Consider the following 21,723-nt stretch of genomic DNA (forward strand, 5'->3'; position numbering starts at 1 on the left):
CGGACTGGGAATTGGTTCAGGCGATAATCCCGGCATTGCGCCGCAGCCGTATTCACCAGGCTGCGATGCTCGATCATGACGCCCTTCGGCCGTCCGGTTGTCCCGGATGTATAGATCACATACGCCAAATCGTGCGGTTCGTTGATGTGATCGACGTCTGTCATATCTCCAGTGTACAGTGACTCATCGTCCAATGCCAATACGGTATGCAGACGCAGCCCTGTTGCCGGTTCGGATGCTGCTTCGCTGTCAGACTTCGGAAATCTGATTTTGAGCCTAAGTTTTCATTTAGGCTGTCTCTTTCCATCGTTTCAGCACCAGCCGCTGTTTCAACTCACCCTCAGTCTGCCCTCCGGCCTGAGCCTGTCGGCTTTCCCCAAGCCATATCTGTGCTTGCTCCTGTAAGCCGATTTGGGTCAACAATACCGTCGCACCACTGTCCTCCAGCATGAAACGAATCCGTTCAGACGGATAGTCTGCATCCAGCGGCACATAGGCGCCTCCCGCCTTCCACACCGCCAGTACGCCGACCAGCATGTCTACCGAGCGTTCACTCAAAATGCCGACAATCGACTCGCGTCCAACGCCTTCATTCCGCAATCTCCGCGCCAATTGGTTCGCGCGCTCGTTCAGTTTCCAGTAGGCGAGCTGCTTTCCTCCTCGTACACCACCGCCACATGATCTGGTACAAGCTGTGCCTGTGCTTCCACATAGGTATGGAACAGGGCTCCTGCTTCAACTGCAGCACCATCCGTTACTCCCACTTCTCCAAAACCGTAGATGAGTTGCTCCTTTTCCTCAACGGTTACCATATTCAAAGTTGCCAGGGGCTGTTGTGGATGGTATGCAATAGCTCGAACGATTTCCGCAAAATGCTGTGCCAATCGCGTCATGGTCTCAGGCTTGTACAACGCCGTGCTATATTCCAGACTGCACAGAATGCCTTCTGGCTGCTCCTGCATCTAAAGTCAGATCAAACTTGGCCGTATGATTTTCCAGTGGAAAGGAGCTCAAGGTCAAACCTTCCAGCAGTAGCTCCTGTTGCTCCAAGGTTTTCAACTCAAACATCGTGTCAAACAGCGCATTTCGGCTCGTATCTCTCGTCAAATTCAGCTGTTCAACCAGTTCTTCAAAAGGATAGTCCTGATGCTCATAAGCACTGAGCGCATGCTCCTTCCTCTTACAGATAATCCAAACGTTTTGTCGCTGGACGGATAATTGCGAATCGCCAGCGTGTTAATGAAGACACCCACCAGATTACTGAGCTCCGCATGCGGTCGTCCTGCAATCGGCGTGCCGACGACAATGTCCTCTTGGCCCGTGTATTTGTGCAAGAGCGTAGTGTACACCGCCAGCAGCACCATGTATAGGGTAGCGCCTGTTTGCGAAGCCAGTTCTTTCAGGCGTTCACTAACCTCACGCTCCAATGCAAATTCGATCGTATCCCCTGCCATGCTCTGCACCGCCGGACGGGCAAAGTCGGTTGACAGATCCAGTACAGGCACTCCCGCCCCGGGTGCCCAGCCAGTACGCTTCCTGACGCTGCATCCACTCCTGATGGGTTTCACTTTGCTGCCATACGGCATAGTCTTTGTACTGAATCCGCAATGGCGACAGTTCTTCACCGCCATACAAGCGGACAAACTCATCGGTCAGTACCTCCATCGACACGCCATCGAAACGATATGGTGCATGTCGAGCATGAGTAAATGCTGGGATTCTTGCCCTACTCCTTGGACACCCAGATCCGCAAGCCTACCCGCAGCAGCGGTGCGAGCTTTTAGATCAAACGGACGGATAAACTGCCGTACCCGTTCTTGTGCTTCCTCGCTAATCCTCGTGTACGTAGCCGTAGTCGTACTCTCTACCTGTACCTTCGTATATTCCACCTCGAATGGCACGGTATCCTCAATCCATTGCATCGGCTCATTGTCTACCAGCTCAAAGCGGGTACGCAGGTTGCATGACGATCAATTAGTTGACGGAACACGTCTTCTACTCGTTTCACATCCAGCGGACCGCTCACTTGCAGCACTGACGGCATGTTGTAGTTCACATCACTTGGATCAAACTGATGCAGTACATACAGTCGTTTTTGTGCTGAAGATAACAGGTAGAAGCTGCGTTCTTCTGTTACCGGAATGGATGCGTACACCACTTGATCCAGACCTTCCAGAACGGCTGCCAGTTGTTCAATCGTGGGTGCTTCAAAAATACTGCGCAGAAACTGGCTTGTTCAACTCCTTGTGAATCTTCGAGGCCAGTGTCGTCGCCCGCAGCGAGTGTCCGCCAATCTCAGAAAGTTTTCCTTCACACCGACCTGCGTGAGGCCCAGCACCTCCTGCCAAATGTGTGCTAGTTTCACTTCCACCCACGTTCGCGGTGCGACATAATCGGCTCCGCTTTGCAGGCTGCCTTCCGGTGCTGGTAGGGCCTTGCGGTCAATTTTTCCATTTGGACTCAGCGGCATTTGCTCCAGTTGTACAAAGTAGGACGGCACCATGTAGCTTGGCAGTTCCAACCCAGCTCACTTCTCAGCTCGCTGGCTCCTAGCTCTTGCCCCGCGACATAGTAGGCCACCATGTGTTTTTGGCCCGTTTCGTCTGCACGAGCTATGACAACCGCTTCTCGCACGGACGCTACTTGGAGCAGCTGCGTTTCGACCTCGCCCAGCTCAATCCGGTACCCCCGGATTTTCGCCTGATGGTCGATCCGGCCCAAATATTCAATGTTGCCGTCCGGCATCCATCTCGCCAAATCGCCGGTGCGGTACATCCGCTCGCCTGCTTCCCCGCCTGCAAACGGGTCTTTCACAAATTTCTCGGCCGTCAGCTCTGGACGGTTCAGATAGCCTCGGGCTACGCCGACACCGCCGATACACAGCTCACCCGCAACCCCAATCGGCTGCAATTGCTCCGTGCCTTCCTTCACAATGTACAGACGAATATTTTGAATCGGTTTCCCGATTGGAATGACCGCATAGGCTTCATTCGGCTCGCAATCGAAGTACGATACGTCCACCGTCGCTTCGGTTGGACCGTACAGGTTGATCAGCTTCGCTCCGGCCAGGCTCGACATAAGCCGCTGGAACCGGGCCACATGCTGCGTTGGCAATGCTTCACCACTGGCAAAGACATGGCGCAGCGTGCCCAGCTTCGCTTGCATCACTTCTCGTGGCTGCTGCTCTACATATTCCAGGAACGCATGCAGCATCGCCGGTACAAAGTGCATTGTGCTCACGCCATCGCGGGCAATCGTGTCGACGATGTCTTCCGGGTTCTTTTCCCCGCCGACCGACAGCAAGCTCACCTTCGAGCCGACCATCGACCACCAGAACAGCTCCCACACCGACACGTCAAAGGTGAAGGCGGTCTTTTGCAGGATCGTATCTTCTGCACTCAAACCGTACCGATCATGCATCCACAAAATCCGGTTCAGCACGGAATGGTGCTCCACCATCACACCCTTCGGTCTTCCCGTGGAGCCAGAGGTATAGATGACATAGGCGACATGGTGTGGCCCAGTCAGTGGCTCCAGATTTGAACCGTCTTCGTGATAAATATTCTTGCCATCCTGCTCCTGACAATCCAACACCAGCACCTGACCATCGAAGTTTAGCGATGCTTGCTCCGCCAGATGCGATTGCGTCAGCATCAGCTTCGCGCCCGAGTCCTCCAGCATAAAGCGGATGCGGTCCGCTGGATATTCCGGGTCAATCGGCACGTAGGCTCCGCCTGCCTTGAGGATCGCATAGATGCCTACGATCATGTCTAGCGAACGGTGAACCAGTATGCCTACAGGCTGATCCGGCTGAACCCCTTGCGCACGCAAGGTGCGTGCGAGACGGTTGGCTCGTTCGTTCAGTTCCGCGTAGGTCAACGACTCCGCTCCGCACAGCACCGCTACTTGCTCCGGTGTATTCGCTGCCTGCTGCTCGAACAGTGCACTTAGCGTCTGATCCTGTGGATAGGCTACCGCCGTATCCCCCCAAACCTGAACGATCTGTGCCTGTTCTTCTGGTGTTACCAATTCCAGCTCATTCACACGGATATTCGGATTGTCCACAATTTGCCTGATGACATGGTCGATATGGCCCTGGATACGCTCCATAGCAGACCGGTTATACACCAGAGCATTGTATTCAAGCAGGATAGAGATATCCTCGTCAGGCACGACAATCAGGTTAAAATCGTAGTTGGTTTGCTCGGCAAGTGCCACATTGGCAATCGAGAAGCCTGTTTGTGCCTTGGTCTCGCCGGAAGCGCCCATCTGCTTCATCTGCTGCCCGATGGGGTAGTTTTCAAAGACCATGATGTGATTGATCAGGTCTTGTTTTTGTTCAGTCCGTGCCTGAATGTCGTAGAGCGGGAATGTGTCATAGACACCGGAGGCCAAAGCCTGTTCCTGTGTGCGCTGCAATACTTCAGCAAATGTAGCATTCCGTTCACTTTGAATCCGAACCGGTATGGTATTGATAAACAACCCGATCATGTTCTCCACACCCGGAATGTCTGCTGGACGACCGGATACCACACCACCAAACACGACATCCTGATGATTATTGTATTGCTGTAAAATAACGCCCCACACACTTTGCAGCAAGGTGTTAATCGTGACATGTTGTTGCTTGGCCATTTGGTTTAATGCGGCACTCCGTTCTTTACCCAACATAAATGGCAGCTTTTCCGAAACATAGCCAGAATTTGAACTTCCACCACTTCCGTCTGGTTCTTCATCCCGTGCGGCTACAGAAGCTTGCGCATTCTCACCAGGCAACAAGGTTTGCTGCTCAAAGCCTGCCAAATAGTCACTCCAATAACGGGTCGCTTCCTGTGCATCCTGATCTTGCAACCATTCGATATAGTCACTATACGGCTTGACAGGTTCGAGCTCTGGCTGCTTGTTCTCCAGCAAGGCAAAATATGCACCAAATACTTCGTCCGTCATCAGGGACAGGCACCAGCCGTCCATTACGATATGATGGAAGCTCCATACAAAACGGTATGAGCTATCATCCGTGCGGAAGACGGTTACGCGCATGAGCGCATCCTTGCTTAAATCAAAGTTTTGAGCTTTATCCTGGGACACAAATTCAGCTACAGCCTGTTCACGCCCTCTGACATCTTCATAACGGAAGCTTGGATTTTTATGACGATAGACAATCTGCAATGGTTGTCCATGCCAGCCGCTGTAGAAATTCGTCCGCAATATAGCATGTCGACTAACCAGCAGCTTCAAGCTTTCCTCGAATATAGATGGATCAAAGTGGCCCTCCAGATCAAAGGTTGCCTGCTCAAAATACACGCCTGTTTCTGCATTCATCAAACTATGGAACAGCATCCCCTTTTGCATGGGGGTTAACGGATATACATTTTCCAATTCCCCAACCGTCTGGGTCTGCTCCTTAATCGTATCTAATTGCTCCATTGTCAGGCCTTTAAACAGCACATCACTTGGAGTCAATTCGGTCCGCTCCCGTGTCACACAGTGCTCGATAATCTCAAGCAGATTGGATTTCAACAGATTAGCCAGCATTTGGACGGTGTCCTTACGGAAGGCTTTGCTGTTATACCGAATGTCCAGTTCCAGGATGCCGTTCGTTACGATCCCGCTCACATCGAGCGCATATTTCATCTTCGTCCGGTCACTAACGACCGATCCCATCGAGTAAGGAGACATACGAATATCGCTGTTTTGCAAGTCCTGATCCAGCTGTCCGAGATAGTTAAAGCTCACTTGTGGCTCGGCAAAAGCTTGATGTTGACCAAGATGCAGTGCATCTGCTTGCTGAGCCATGGCTTGGCCGGATTCACTCAAATATCTCCAGATTCCGTAGCCCATTCCTTGATTCGGAATATGACGCAGACTTTCTTTTACCTGTTTGATGCATCCCGACAAAGCCTGATCACGACCGATGTCTAGCCATACCGGATATGGTCTCGTAAACCAGCCTACCGTACGAGAAATGTCCGTATCCGGCAAAATGTTCTCACGTCCGTGTCCCTCTAAATGAATCAGACTGCGTTCATGACCCGTCCACGTATACAGCATCATGCCCAAAGCCGTCAGCAACAGATCGTTCACTTCCGTGTTGTACGCGCGGTGTGCTTGCTTCAACAGCCGTTCAGTCTCTTCTTCCGTAAGCTGGAAGGCCACTGAATCCGTGTCAGCTAGGGTAAATGGCTCAGCCTGCGCTTGATCCTCAGGCAAACGTACTTGGTCAGCCAAAGCGGCAGCGTTCCATTGCTCCCAGTAGGCGTGTTCACTGTCCATGTCTGTGCTATTCGCATAGGAGGAAAGTTGCCTAGCCCAGGAACGGAAGGAATCCGTTTTGTCCGGCAGCTGAAGCACTTCTTCATGGATGGCCTGTTCATAGGCAGTAGTCAAATCCTCAAACAAAATACGCCAGGATACCCCGTCCACCACCAAATGGTGAATCACCATCAGCAAATGATCGCCATCTACACAGTGGAACAAACCTGCTTTCAACAGCGGCCCTTCTTGCAGTTGGATACTGCTTTGAATTTCGGTAGCTTTCGCCTCCATTGCCACGCTGAGCATGGCTTCATCCGTTATATCCCTAAAGTCCAGCACGTCCAGCTGATACAGCTCGCCTTCCTGTATTCCACGGTTCCATGCTTTATAGCCTTGCTCGGTCTTGCTGAACACCATTCGCAAAGCATCATGATGCTTTGTCAGCTTGCCAAGCGCCTGACGCAGAGCCGACTCGTCAAACCCCTGCTCCCGGTGCAGCATAACCGCCTGATTAAAGTGATGCACGTCTACTTGCTCCTGCGCAAAGAACTCGTGCTGGATCGGAAGCAACGCCGTTTCTCCGCTTACTTCTCCCTGATCTACCATACGACTGACCTCATGCATATGCGGTGCCAGCGTTGCGACGGTTGGGTAGCGGAACAAATCTTTCATGTCCAGCTTGTAGCCGGCCTGGAACGCACGCGATACGATTTGAATCGCCTTGATCGAATCGCCGCCCAGATCAAAGAAATTGTCCAAAATCCCGACAGTTGGCACGCCCAGAATGGACTGCCAGATCGCTACGAATGCTCGTTCTGCTACCGTACGTGGCGCTGCATACTCTGCACCGCTGTGCAGACTGCCTTTCGGTGCTGGCAGGGACTTGCGGTCGATTTTGCCGTTCGGTGTCAGTGGCATCTGCTCCAACCAGATGAAATACGACGGCATCATATAGCTTGGCAGTTCTTGTCCCAGCTCATGTCTCAGCTCACCGGCTCCCAGTTCTTGACTCGCCACATAGTACGCCACGAGCTGTGTTTGACCCGTTTCGTCCGTGCGTGCCATGATGACCGCTTCTTGCACCGACTCCACCTGCAACAGCTGCGATTCGATCTCGCCCAGTTCGATTCGGTAGCCCCGAATTTTCACCTGATGGTCCATCCGCCCCAAATATTCAATGTTGCCGTCCGGCGTCCATCTCGCCAAATCGCCTGTATGGTACATCCGCTCATGGCCTGCCTTACCCCCAGCAAACGGATTAATCACAAATTTCTCGGCCGTCAGTTCTTCACGTTTCCAATACCCACGGGCCAATCCTTCCCCGGCAATACATAACTCGCCCGGCACACCGACGGGCTGCAATTCTCCACTCGCATTCATGATATAGATTTGGGTATTCGCGATAGGACGTCCGATATTAATCTCTTGAGCATGGGTCAGTTCCTGCACGGCCGACCACACCGTCGTTTCTGTAGGTCCGTACATGTTATAAATACGGGGACCGTTTATTGCTTGCAGTGCCGCGAGCAGCTTGGACGGAAGGGCTTCGCCCCCGACCATAATTGCCTTCACGCTTTGCAGCGCGCGCGAGCCTGCTTCATGACCCAACAGCATTTGTAACCGGGATGGGGTCATTTGCAACATCTCAATATGATGATGAGCAATCAATTCACCCAGCGCCTGAGGATTCACCTGATGCTGGTTGTCGCCAAGCACAACCGTCATTCCACCCAACAGGGGGAGAATGGTTTCCAATACGAAAATATCGAATGAAATGGTCGTGAGTGACAACATGGTTTGGCTCGCTTCAAAATCAATGACTTCGCGCATCCCAGTAATAAAGTTGAGGACCGAGCGATGCTGGAGCATAACTCCTTTCGGATTTCCAGTCGAACCCGACGTATAGATGACATAAGCCAAATGCTCTGGGCGGGCAATCGTCTCCAGGTTGCTGCTCTCTCCCTGATACAATGCGGCATCCTCAAGAAACAGGGTATTGGCATGGCAATGGTGCTCTTCTGCCAGATCACGACGGGTTAGAAGCACTGCAGCCTCGCTGTCTTCCAGCATGTATGCAATACGAGAGGATGGAAATTCGGGATCAATCGGCACATAAGCACCGCCTGCTTTTAGCACGGCCAGCAGACCTACGATCATTTCCACGGAGCGCTGTACCATCAGACCGACCAGCTTGTCTGTTCCTACTCCCTGTGCTCGAAGCATTCGTGCCAATGAATTGGCACGTTCATTCAGCTCCCGATACGTCAGACGCTGATGTCCAAACACCAATGCTACCTGATCCGGCGTACACTCCACCTGCTCCTCGAACAGCTGATGGATCGTCTGATGGGACGGAAATGCACAAGCGGTATCATTAAAGGCCGCTGTAATCTGTTGTTTTTCCGCTGCTGTGAGTAGTTCCAGCTCTTCCACCCGAACATGCGGGTTGAGCGAAATTTGCTCCAACAAACGTGCAAAATGTCCATACAAACGCTCAATGCCTGCTTGATCAAAGCTGAGCGTGTTATACATAAAACGAATCTTGATGCCTTCACCCGGCATCACGACGACGTTCAGATCATAGTTGGTTGCCTCTGTAGACACCACGTTCGAAATCGTAAATTTATCCTGCCCATCGCTGCCTAACTTTTCTACCTGCTGCTCCACCGGATAATTTTCAAAAATCATAATATGATTGATTAAATCCTGCTTCTGTTCGGTCAGTGCTTGAATTTCATACAGCGGGAACGCATCGTAAGCATTGGAAGCCAGCGCCTGCCGCTGTGTTCGTTTCATCAGCTCGACAAAGGTTTCACCTGGTTCAGACTGCACGCGCACTGGAATCGTGTTAATAAATAGCCCGATCATGTGTTCCACGCCTGGAATATCCCCCGGGCGACCGGATACAACGCTGCCGAACACGACATCCGTACTGTTGTTATATTTTTGCAACAGAACGCCCCATACGGTTTGAATTAGCGTATTGATCGTGACCTGATTTTGTTTTGCCATCCGTTCGATCTGCGCAACCAACTCTGGCTGGAATTCGCAATCCAGATCTTCAGCGACATATTCCCCGGTGTGCATCGATTTCGGCTGTGCTTTTTGCTGTGGAAGCGTAATTTGCTGCTCATAGTCCGCCAGATACCCACGCCAGTATTGCAAGGCTGCCTCACGGTCTTGACGTTCCAGCCATTCAATAAATCGACTGAACGGCGTGACAGGCTCCAGTGCTGGCTCATGACCCGCGCGCAGTGCCAGATAGCTGCCAAATACCTCCTGTGTCATAAAGGACAAACACCAGCCATCCATCAAAATGTGATGGAAGCTCCAAATAAAGTGATACGTTTCATCCCCGGTTTGTAGGATCGAGATACGAATGAGCGCGTCCTCCGCCAGGCGGAATCCTTTGGCTTTATCTGCAAGGGTAAAAGCTTCCACACGCGCTTTACGTTCTTCTTTTTTCAGTCCGCGCAGGTCTTCATAGTACAACTCTCCGCTGCGGTTGCGGAAAACGACCTGTACAGGCTCATCCTTCCATGAACTGATAAAGTTCGTCCGCAATGCCTCATGACGCTGTACGAGCAGATCCAAGCTCTTGCCGAAAGTAACCACATCAAAACGCCCGTTCAATTCAAAGGTGGCCTGCTCAAAATACGCCGCCGAATTCTCATCCATCAGGCTGAAGAAGAGCATGCCCTTTTGCATCGGTGTCAAAGCATACACATTTTCCAGTTCACCCATATCTCGCGTATCCTTCACCAATTGCTCCAGCTCGTCCAGCGTTACATGGTTTAACAGCACATCACTTGGGGTCAAAACCGTTCTCTCTTGGGCGACACAATGATGAATGACTTCACGCAAGCTGGATGCCAGCAGCTCTCCAAGCCGTGCAATCGTTTCTTGGCGGAATTGCGTTGTACCGTAGCGAATCGTGAAAATCAGTTCTCCATCCTCGATGACTCCATTGATATCCAGTGCAAAATCCATAGCCGCATTCGTGCTGACAGGCACACCGATGGAATAGGAGGAAGGCTCCAGATCATTGCCTTTATAATCCTGATCGAATTGGCCCAAATAGTTAAAACTGATCTCAGGCTGAGCCTTTAACTGCACGCCTGCTTTCTCCAGAACATTCGTATCCGACAGGTATCGTAAAATACCATAGCCGATGCCTTTCTGCGGAATATGACGCAGCCCTTCCTTGACCCGTTTGACCAGACGAGCCGTATTCCTCCCTTGTCCCAGACTTCCATCCAGTACAACCGGGAACTGGCTCGTAAACCAACCGACTGTCCGCGTAATATCCACATCCGGTACAATAGCTTCCCGTCCATGGCCCTCCAGGTTGACCAGCACCCGTTCAGAACCAGACCAGTCATATACGGCTTTTCCGAGCGCAGCCAGCAGCAGGTCATTCATTTCCGTGTTGTATGCGCGATGAGCTTGTTTGAGCAACTGCTCGGTTTCCTGCTTCGTCCAGCGGACCGTCACAACCTCACTGTCTCCAAGCAATGCATTGTCATTCGCAAAATCCTTTGGCAAAGGCTTCGCCAGACTCGCTTCTGCTTGTTCGATATGCTGCCAGTAGGCTAGCTCACGCTCCATCGTCGCCCGATTCGCATAGGCTGACAGTTGTTTGGCCCATACCTGGAACGAATCTGTTTTATGCGGCAGTCGAATAGCTGTGCCTGTTTTACCTGCAACAGCCTGCTCATAACCGGATGCCAAGTCCTCCAGCAAAATACGCCACGATACGCCGTCCACAACCAAATGATGAATGACCATTAATAAATGGTCGCCCTCAGCGCAATGGAACAGACCGAGCTTCACAAGCGGACCCTCGCTCAAATGAATGCCTGCTTGAACTTCACTCGCCTTGGCTTCGACAGCGGCAGATTCGTTCTCCATTCCTCTAAAATCTACGATGTCCAGTGTGTATAGCTCGCCTTCCTCTACACTGCGGTTCCAAGCGGCATAGCCCTGCTCCCTCTCACGGAATACCGTGCGCAATGCGTCATGATGCTGGACAATACGGTCCATTGTACGGCGTAGCGCGTCGACGTCAAAGCGCCCAGCTCGGTACAGCATCATCGCCTGATTGCTGTGGTGCAGATCAGCAGGCTGCTGCTCGAAAAACCACCGCTGAATAGGTGTCAGTTCCACCTGGCCTACGACCTCTTCCTGACTGGCCATCTTGCCATCTGTACGAAGCAACGGACTGAGTGCCGCTACTGTCGGATTGCTGAACAGGTCTTTCATCTCCAGTCGATAGCCTGCTTGCAGCAAGCGGGACGATACTTGCAGTGCTTTGATCGAATCGCCACCCAGTTCAAAGAAGTTATCCTGCGTGCCTACCGTTTCGACACCAAGCACTCCCGCCCACACTGAAGCTAATACCTGTTCTACCGCAGTACGTGGAGCCACATAGGCTGCGCCGGTATGGATGCTTCCTTCGGGCTCCGGCAAGGCCTTACGGTCGATTTTTCCATTGTGGGTCAGTGGCAAGGTCTCCAGACGCATCAAACGTGCAGGTACCATATGTGCTGGCAGTCCTGCTTCTAGCTCGGCCTGTACTTCCTCGATCCGCAGCTCGGTTTCTCCTGTGATGTATCCGCACAAGTACTTGTGTCCACGCTCATCCGTCCGGTCGATGACTACCGCTTGACGCACACCCGGCACCCGCTGGATTGCCGTTTCAATCTCGCCCAGCTCAATCCGGTAGCCCCGGATTTTGACCTGATAGTCCATCCGGCCGATAAAGTCCACATTGCCGTCTGGCATCCACCGCGCCAGGTCACCTGTGCGGTACAATCGTTCACCGGCTACATACGGATTCGCTACGAACTTCTCGGCCGTCAGGTCTGCACGGTTCAGGTAGCCTCGTGCCACGCCAGCACCGCCAATGCACAGCTCACCCAGCACACCGATCGGCACCGGATTCAGCTGGCTGTCCACGATGTAGAAGCGTGCGTTCAGCCATGCCTGACCAATCGGCACACTGCCGCTACTTGGCAGCTTTGACAGTTCTTCGTCGTAGAAGCTGGAGTCAATCGCCGCTTCCGTGACGCCATAGCTGTTCATAATGCGAATATCTGCGCCAAACCGTTCTTGCAGCACCCGATAATCCGTCACGCTGCAGCTATCCGAGCTGGTGATCAGCAGTTCCAGACTGCTCATGTCAAGGCCCTGTTCATGCACATGCTGCATAAACGGTACGATTAAAGCCGGTGTGGATTCGAACACCGTAATTTGGTAATCGTGAATCCAGCCGTACAGACGGCTCGGATCAATCCGGTCGTCTTTTGGACAGATAACCATCGTGCCACCGTTATAAAGTGCCCGCGCGATATCGCCGACGAATACGTCGAAGGAGAAACTTGCCAGTTGTAACAGGCGTACCGGGAACTGATTTAGACGGTAATCCCGGCGGTATGCCGCGGCTGTGTTTACCAAACTGTGATGCTCGATCATGACACCCTTCGGACGTCCCGTTGTACCGGAGGTGTAGATCACATACGCCAGATCCTGCGGCTCGTTGATATGTTCCACATCCGTGGCATCCCCGGTGTACAGCGACTCATCGTCCAGTGCCAGTACAGTATGCAGACGCAAGTCCGCTGCGGATTCGGATGCTGCTTCGCTGTCAGACTCCGAATTTGATTTCAAGCTTAATTCTTCATTCAGGCTGTCTCTTTCCATCGTTTCAGCGCCAGCCGCTGTCTCCAACTCTCCCTCAGATTGCCCTCCGACCAAGGCCTGTCGGCTTTCCTCCAGCCATGCCTGCGCGCGCTCCTGCAAACCTGTTTGCGTTAGCAGCACTGTCGCACCGCTGTCCTCGAGCATAAAGCGGATACGTTCTGAAGGATAATCTGCATCCAGTGGCACGTATGCACCGCCGGCCTTCCACACCGCCAGTACGCCGACCATCATGTCCACCGAGCGCTCGCTCAAAATACCAACAATGGATTCACGCCCAATGCCTTCATTCCGCAATCTACGAGCAAGTTGATTCCCACGCTCGTTCAGCTCGCGGTACGTAAGCTGCCGCTCCTCGTATATCACTGCCACATGATCCGGCACAAGCTGCGCTTGTTCTTCCACATAGGCATGGAACAACAATTCAGATTCTTTTTCGTCACTCCATGCAGATACGCCCACGGATCCAAAACCATCGATGATTTTTGCTTTTTCCGCAGCAGTCACCAGCTCTAACTCATCTACCAGCGCATCTGGTCTGTTAATCGCTTCTTCAATCATATGCAGCAAATGCTCGCGGATTTGCTCGACAGCTGCACGTTCAAACACCAGCGCGTTGAATTCCAAATGAATGTCTATTTCATCGCCTGGCACAACCGTAATGTTAAAATCATAGTTCGTTTGCTCTGACATTGAAGCATTAACAATCGTAAAACCGTTCGTGTCACGGCTCCCCATGTGCTCCATACGCTGTTCCACCGGATAGTTTTCAAACACCATAATATGGTTCACCAGGTCCTGTTTCTGCTCAGTCAGGGCCTGAATTTCATACAGCGGATAGGTTTCATAGGCACGGGAAGCCAGTGCCTGCTCTTGGATCTGCTTCATTAACGCAGCAAACGTCATATCTTTGTCACTGTGAACTCGTACAGGAACCGTATTAATGAACAAACCAATCATTTTATCGATGCCCGGAATATCCGCTGATCTGCCGGATACGACACTGCCAAATACAACATCCCGACTGTTGTTATACCGTTGCAGCACAACGCCCCACGCTGCTTGCAGAAGGGTATTGACCGTTACTTGCTTCTGCTTAACCAGCTTGTTCATCCGTTCCGTCACTTCGTGGCCCAGTGTAAACGAAAGCTTGTCCGCTTCATATTCTTTAGCGTGACTGTCCAGCTGTTTTACCTGCGGTAATACGGTCTGCTGCTCAAAGCCAGCAAAATAATCACTCCAGAACCGTTCAGCCTCCACGTTGTCCTGCCGATCCAGCCATTCAATGTATTCGCTGTATGGTGTTACCGGAGCGAGCTCCGGCTTGCGGTCTTCGAGGATGGCAAAGTACGTATTAAATGCTTCCCCTACAACAAGGAACAAGCACCAACCGTCCATCAAAATATGATGGAAGCTCCACACAAAACGATACGACTCCTCGCCTGTACGTAAAATAGACACCCGCATCAGCTCGCCTGAGCTGAAATGAAAGCCTTCGGCTTTGTCGCGCTCAGCAAAATCAGCAATGTATGCGTCCTGCTCACCTTGTTCCATCGAACGTACATCTTCAAAACGGAACCCGGCGTGCTTGTGACGGTACACCACCTGTAAAGGCTGCTCATTCCATCCGCTATAAAAATTCGTTCTGAATATTTGATGGCGATCTACTAGTTGATTTAAGCTTTCGGCAAAAGCCTCCACTTGAAAGCTGCCTTGCAGATCAAATGTCGCCTGCTCAAAGTACGCCCCGGATTTCGGCTCCATTAGGCCGTGGAACAGAATGCCTTTTTGCATGGGTGTGAGCGAATAAATGTTTTCCAGTTCTCCCGCATTAGCCGTCTGCTCTACAATATGATCCAGCTCTCCAGCCGTCAGTCCTTGGAAGGACAAGTCGCTTGGCGTCAGCTCTGGCAACTCTTTATCCACACAGTGAGCCAATACCTCACGTAAGCCCTCCTGCAACAGATCAGCCAGCTTTTTGATTGATTTTTTCATAAACATTTTGTTGCTGTAGCTGATCGTCAGTTCCAGTGCACCGTCAGTGATCATGCCGTTGATATCCAGAGCATACCGCTTGGTCAACGTGTCACTCATGGAAGCTCCGATGGAATAAGGAGACATGCGAAAGGCATTATTCTTTAAATCCTGATCGAATTGTCCGAGATAGTTAAAGCTGATTTCTGGCTCGGCAACAAAAGCTGCTTCTCCTTCACCGCTAGCAAGATATCTCAAAATCCCGTATCCAATCCCTTTATGCGGCAAACGGCGCAGCCCTTCTTTGACGTTCTTGACACGCCGTCCTACATTCCGGTCCTCGTCCATATCAAGTACAACCGGGAATTGGCTGGTAAACCAACCGACCGTGCGCGTAATATCCATATCCGGCAAAATCGCTTCCCGTCCGTGACCCTCCAGATTTACAAGTACCTGACGGATGCCTGCCCACTCATAAATCGCAGTGCCCAGAGCTGTCAGCAGCAGGTCGTTTGCTTCTGTATTGTAGGCCCGATGAGCTTGTTTCAAGAATTGTTCCGTTTCTTCGACCGTCCACGCTACGGTCAGTGTTCGATCATCGCGAAGCTGTGGCTTGGCCTGAGATTTACGAGTGTAATCTTTTGGCAAGGATGCCTGGCTCTTCCCTACTTGCTCAATTTGCTCCCAATACGCACGCTCCTTCTCCAACGCTGCACTGCTCACATAAGCGGATAGCTGGTCTGCCCACAGACGGAAGGAATCCGTCTTATTCGGCAACCGGACAGACTCGCCCCGTAAAGCCTGCTCATAGCCGGTTGCCAAATCCTCCAGCAAAATACGCCAAGACACATCATCAACCACCAAATGGTGGATCGCCACCAGCAAATGGTCTCCATCGTTGCAACGGAACAGACCCAGCTTTACCAGCGGTCCTTCGGATAGATTCATTTTGTTTTGAATTTCAGTTGCTTTCGCCTCAATCGTCGCGCTCAGAATGGCTTCATCCGTCAAAGCCCTAAAGTCTAGCACGTCCAGATGATACAGCTCGCCTTCCTGTATTCCGCGGTTCCACGCTTGGTAGCCTTGCTCGGTCTTCCTGAATACCATCCGTAGTGCATCGTGATGCTCGGTCAACTGGATTAGCGCCTGATGCAAAGCAGCTTCGTCAAAGCCCTGCTCCCGGTGCAGCATAACCGCCTGATTAAAGTGATGCGCGTCTACATGCTCCTGTTCAAAGAACCAATGATGGATCGGAAGCAATGCCGTTTCCCCGCTCACTTCTCCCTGATCTGCCATACGACTTACCATAAACGGTGCCAATGCTGCGATGGTTGGACAGCGAAGCAGATCCTTCATATCCAGCTTGTAGCCTGCCTGGAACGCACGGGATACGATTTGAATCGCCTTGATGGAATCGCCGCCCAGATCAAAGAAATTGTCCAAAATACCTACAGTTGGCACGCCCAAGGCAGACTGCCAGATCGCCACGAGTGCCCGTTCCGGCGCGGTATGGGGCGCTTCATAATCCGCTCCGCTTTGCTGACTGCCTTCCGGTGCTGGCAGGGACTTGCGGTCGATTTTACCGTTCGGTGTCAACGGCATCTGCTCTAACTGAATGAAATACGACGGCACCATATAGCTTGGTAGCTCCCGCCCCAGCTCACTTCTCAGTTCACTGGCTTCCATTTCTTGACTGGCCACATAGTACGCCACCATTTGTTTTTGACCCGTTGTTTCGTCCGCACGGGCCACGACAGCCGCTTCTCGTACCGACTCCACCTGCAATAGCTGCGATTCGATCTCGCCCAGTTCGATCCGGTAGCCACGGATTTTAACCTGGTGATCCATTCGTCCCAAATATTCAATATTGCCATCCAGTGTCCATCTCGCTAAATCGCCTGTACGGTACATCCGTTCATAGCCCTCTTTGCCTCCGGCAAACGGATTTTCCACAAATTTCTCTGCCGTCAGATCTTCGAGATTCCAATACCCACGGGCCAATCCTTCCCCCGCAATACATAACTCGCCCGGCATACCGACTGGCTGCAATTCCCCGCTCGCATTCATGATATAGATTTGGGTATTCGCGATCGGACGTCCTATATTAATTTCTTGAGCATGGGTCAGTTCCTGCACGGCCGACCACACCGTCGTTTCTGTAGGTCCGTACATGTTATAAATACGGGGACCGTTTATCTCTTGCAGTGCTGCGAGCAGCTTGGACGGAAGAGCTTCACCTCCCACCATGATTTCCTTCACGCCTCGCAGCGCGTGGGAACCAGCTTCATGATCCAGCAGCATCTGTAGCCGGGATGGTGTCATTTGCAACATGTCTATAGAATGATGAGCAATCAACTCACCCAGCGCCTGAGGGTCCACCTGATGCTGATGGTCGCCAAGCACAACCGTCATTCCAGCCAACAGTGGCAAGATGGTTTCCAAGACGAAAATATCGAATGAAATGGTCGTGAGTGACAAAATGGTTTTGCCAGCTTCAAAGTCAATGATTTCATGCATCCCGGTAATAAAGTTCAGTACCGAACGATGCTGGAGCATAACTCCTTTTGGATTTCCGGTCGATCCAGAGGTATAGATGACGTAAGCCAAATGCTCTGGGCGAGCAATCGTCTCCAGGTTGTTGCTTTCTCCCTGATACAATGCTGCATCCTCAAGAAATATTGCATTGGCATTGCAATGATGCTCTTCCAACAGATCACGACTGGTCAGAAGCACTGCAGCCTTGCTGTCTTCAAGCATGTATTGAATACGAGATGACGGAAATTCAGGATCGATCGGCACATAAGCACCGCCTGCTTTTAGAACAGCCAGCAGGCCTACGATCATTTCCACGGAGCGCTGCATCATCAGGCCGACCAGCTTGTCAGGTCCTACTCCCTGTGCTTGAAGCATTCGTGCCAATGAGTTCGACCGTTCATTCAGTTCCCGATAAGTCAGACTCTGACTTCCAAACATAACCGCTGTCTGATCTGGTGTACATTCTGCCTGTTTCTCGAATAACTCATGAATCCCCACATCGTCTGGAAAGGGAACTGTGGTCGCATTAAATACATTCATAATTTGTGCCCGCTCTTTGTCACTCATCAGTGACAACTCCTGAATCCGCTGCTGTGGCCCTTTCACCATATGCTCAACCACACTCAAGAATTGACGAATAATTCGGGCGATTTCCTGCTCGCTGAACAGCTCGATCCGATAATCCAGTTGCAATACAAGTTTATCGTCATCCAGCATATCAATCATGGCAATATCAAAGTCACTCACTGTATCTCCGCAGAAATCGGTATGCACCTGCTGAACAGCTTCATCAAAACGAGAGAAGCTCAGCGTACGGTACTGAATGGTAACGCCAAACAGGCGGCCAATATCCGTGCCGCTTTGTTGTTCACGCAAATCCTGTATGATTTTGTTATACGGATAACGCTGATGCCGCAAAATGGACGACTGCTCCTTGCCAACACCCTGTAGGAAAGTAAGCAGCTCGGATTCCGGCTCAACTTGCAAACGTGTAGCCACAGTGCTGACGAACATGCCCATTGTATTTTTTTCCTTCTTCAACGTACGGTTAGCATACAATGTACCAACCGTTAAATCTTGTTCACCTGTCGTTTTATGTAAATAAATATACAGAGCAGCCAGGAAAAATGTAAAAATACTGATGTTATGCGCCTCGCAAAAAGCCGTGACACCACGATATAATTCGTGCTCCAGTGTATAGGTCTCCCGGCGTGCAGCCGTGCTTACTGTGAGCGGATTGTACGATTTTAAACCTGTAACCTCCGGCAAATTGGCAAATTTCTCCGTCCAGTACATCTTATCCTTTTGATAGCGGTCCGATTGCTCATAGCTTTGCTCCGTCTGAATAAAATCGAGATATGAGTTCGCTGGGGCCGGCGCATCTGAACCTGTACCATGCACAATATTCATATAATTCCCCGTAATTTCATTAATGGCCTGCTCCATGGTAACGCCATCCGAAATAATATGATGCATCTTGAAACTAAACCAGGTGTCTTCTGCCCCCAGCTGCAAAATAGTAAACCGATACAGCTGCGAATCCAGTAAGGGGAACGGCTGTGCGTTGTGATGGCTGACCCATAGCTCAGCTTCCTCCGGGGTAACCTGAAGCGTTTCTATGCTTTGAGCAGCAAACGGCTCAACATATTGATAGGGGATGCCATCCCGAGCCGTGATTTTGATACGAAAAGAATCGTTTTGTGCAATCACCCGGTTCATTGCCTGCTGCAATGCATTTATTCGAACCGTTCCCTTGATTTTAACAGTGGTAATAATCGTGGACGTGTTGCGATTGGGATACACAAGCTCCGTGTACCAAATACGTTGCTGTGGTTGGCTTAATGCAAACAGTTGAACATTGTGCTGAGTCATACGTATCTCTCCTCGCGAAATAGATAGAGGTAAAGTAACTCCTCATAAATGACCGCCCTTGTCAAGGAACTAGTCATGCGTGTCTTTTCTCCGGCATTAAATTGCCAATGGTAGTCGGCAAAAGCGATCACTCCTGATATACCATTGAGATATGGGTGCCTTCAAAGAGCTGAATTTGAATCGAAACAAGCGCATCTTCTTTTTCATCGCTCACACTTTCGCAGTGCAAGCTTTTTTAGTTGTGCGGACATAGCAAATAACTCTGACTCTGGATGTATGAAAATGTGCATGGAATGAGAATATTTTTGAATTATGCTGAGAGTACATCTTGGTGGTGGGTTGTAGAATGGTTGCCACAATATTAACAACGTAGTGTATCATGATGTGTGCTGTCGAATCTTGGCTGGAGGGTATCGATGCTGTGAGATACATGAGCTGCTGCAGCGTGGTTAGGAGCGTGATTCACGACTGCGCTTATGACTTCCTGATTTTGTACATGGATGAAAAATGATGGTCATCGGACGGGCCAACGGGGTTCCCAGGCTGCTAAGGATACGTTTCACATACCTTAAAAATAATGAAGTTGTCTTTTGCAATACGGGAGATGTGGGACGGATTTACTGGATATGATGCTATGGACAGGGAATCTTACAGTTTGGCCTATACAACTGCCATGCTGTTTCAATTACAATCAGTGCCCCCATACATTGTCTAAAAAAGAGAACAGCTTATGTACTTATGAAGCCATTTCGGGAAGCAGTGAGGGCATGTTGTCCTGCTTGATGTCCATGGAGCTTCTGTTGAACAACTTCTATGTTCTGCAAGCCATTAAGCAAAGTCCTCATATCGGGCGAAAATAACTGGATCTTCTCAGTCAGATAGATCACGATTTTTAAAAACTAAGACATGATCGGAGTCGCCATATAAATTTCTCAAATCCTCTTATTGCCCAAAATTTCACAATAAATCCTTATATCCCTTTTTTCCTCCCAATACTTTCTAGCTATTTTAAATATACAAACTTTAAAACCGATTAGCATGGGACAAAAGTTCCAAATTGATAGATTTCATGAAATCCATAAATAACCCATATTATTCTATTATTTTTATATCTTCAAATACAAGAATTTCACTTTTTTATTAAATTGAATACCGATCATGACCCGTTAACGTGATTTAAGACAAAATTTTTGATTTTATAAATTGATAAAATCAAAATGACGTAGACTTGCAAAAAAGTCCAAAACCCTTGTATCAAAACAAATTTTACGTTACACATCATTAACACAAATGTAACAAATCAATTCTGACATCATCCGACAAATTTCAACTTTTTCAGCAATATTCTTTAATCACCTATATAATGGAATTTATTCACATCAAGCTGAAGTGATTCAAAATTAATAACTCTTCATTTTTTAAATAGATAGTGACTTTTCATAGCTCTTTTGAACTAATTCACATGCAAAATTTTCTTTAATTTTCTTCTGAAATTTCAGTTCAGATTAAATTTTTCTCTAATTTTAGCTAGAAACTTTGCTTTTTATTTAATAGAAACGTTTTGATCTTCCTTTAAAAGTATAAATTTTTAGAAAAATCATAACTATGGAACTATTTTTTTCGCAAAATTCAATGAACCGAAAACATAAAAATAGCAAGCCTCCATGTTGCAAGAGACTTGCTATTTTTATGTTTTGGCGACTTGACCCTTAAGAATGAAGTGAATACTGCCACAGCGAACGTACCAGAAACATTTGTTGTGTGATGTATACTGTGTACGAATCGAATCGTTTTTGTTGCCGAGCGCATCACAACCGATTGAGCTTCTGCCCTGTGATCAGACATGGAACAAATCCTTTGCAACCACTCACCAGATATCCAGACAAACAATCGTATATCGCGTCTTTTAGATGACAAGGGATTCCCGCGGCTGTCCACATTAACCGATTCAAACTGGTGCGAGAACTGAACCGGATAATCAGAGCTTGGCTTCTACGCCTACTTTGCTGCAATAAGAATCGTTCTTCACCCATCCACTACATCTGCTTGTAAATCTGTTGCAATTTCAATCATCTTAGGCACGACAGCCTCATTGGAAATAGCCACGTACACATCCCCCATGTAATGACGAAAAGGTATTTCTACGTCAGCATACTTCCACATGAAAAAATCTCCCTCGATCGACATGGTGCTCTCAGCACCTTGTATGATAAGCTCCCGTGAATACGAAAAGTCTGGCTGGGATGCAAAGTAATCTTTGCACTCCTCCAGGGAAATGGATTGCTCCACAGGATTTTCCTGCATGGAACGGGTGATTCGAAAACGCTGGTTCATTGATCTGCCTCCACAATTATGATTAAGAAATTCTGGCTCTTATACCTTATAATG

At 49.9% G+C, this 21,723-nt stretch carries 1 protein-coding gene and 1 pseudogene; both read right to left on the minus strand.

Features of this window, described 5'->3' with window-relative positions; translation table 11 throughout:
- Nucleotides 1-58: 58 nt before the first annotated feature.
- Nucleotides 59-19,335: pseudogene (locus NSS94_RS25765) on the minus strand (condensation domain-containing protein); the annotation flags it as partial.
- A 2,025-nt stretch (nt 19,336-21,360) separates the two neighbouring features.
- Entirely contained in the window at nt 21,361-21,669 is a 309-nt protein-coding gene (locus NSS94_RS25770) for a hypothetical protein (RefSeq protein ID WP_039275163.1), read from the minus strand.
- Nucleotides 21,670-21,723 lie beyond the last annotated feature (54 nt).

This window comes from Paenibacillus sp. FSL L8-0644 (genome assembly GCF_038008165.1).
GTDB lineage: Bacteria > Bacillota > Bacilli > Paenibacillales > Paenibacillaceae > Paenibacillus > Paenibacillus polymyxa_D.

Excerpts from the sequence above, each read along its gene's own strand:
- NSS94_RS25770 (WP_039275163.1), bottom strand. The coding sequence starts at position 21,669 with ATGAACCAGCGTTTTCGAATCACCCGTTCCATGCAGGAAAATCCTGTG.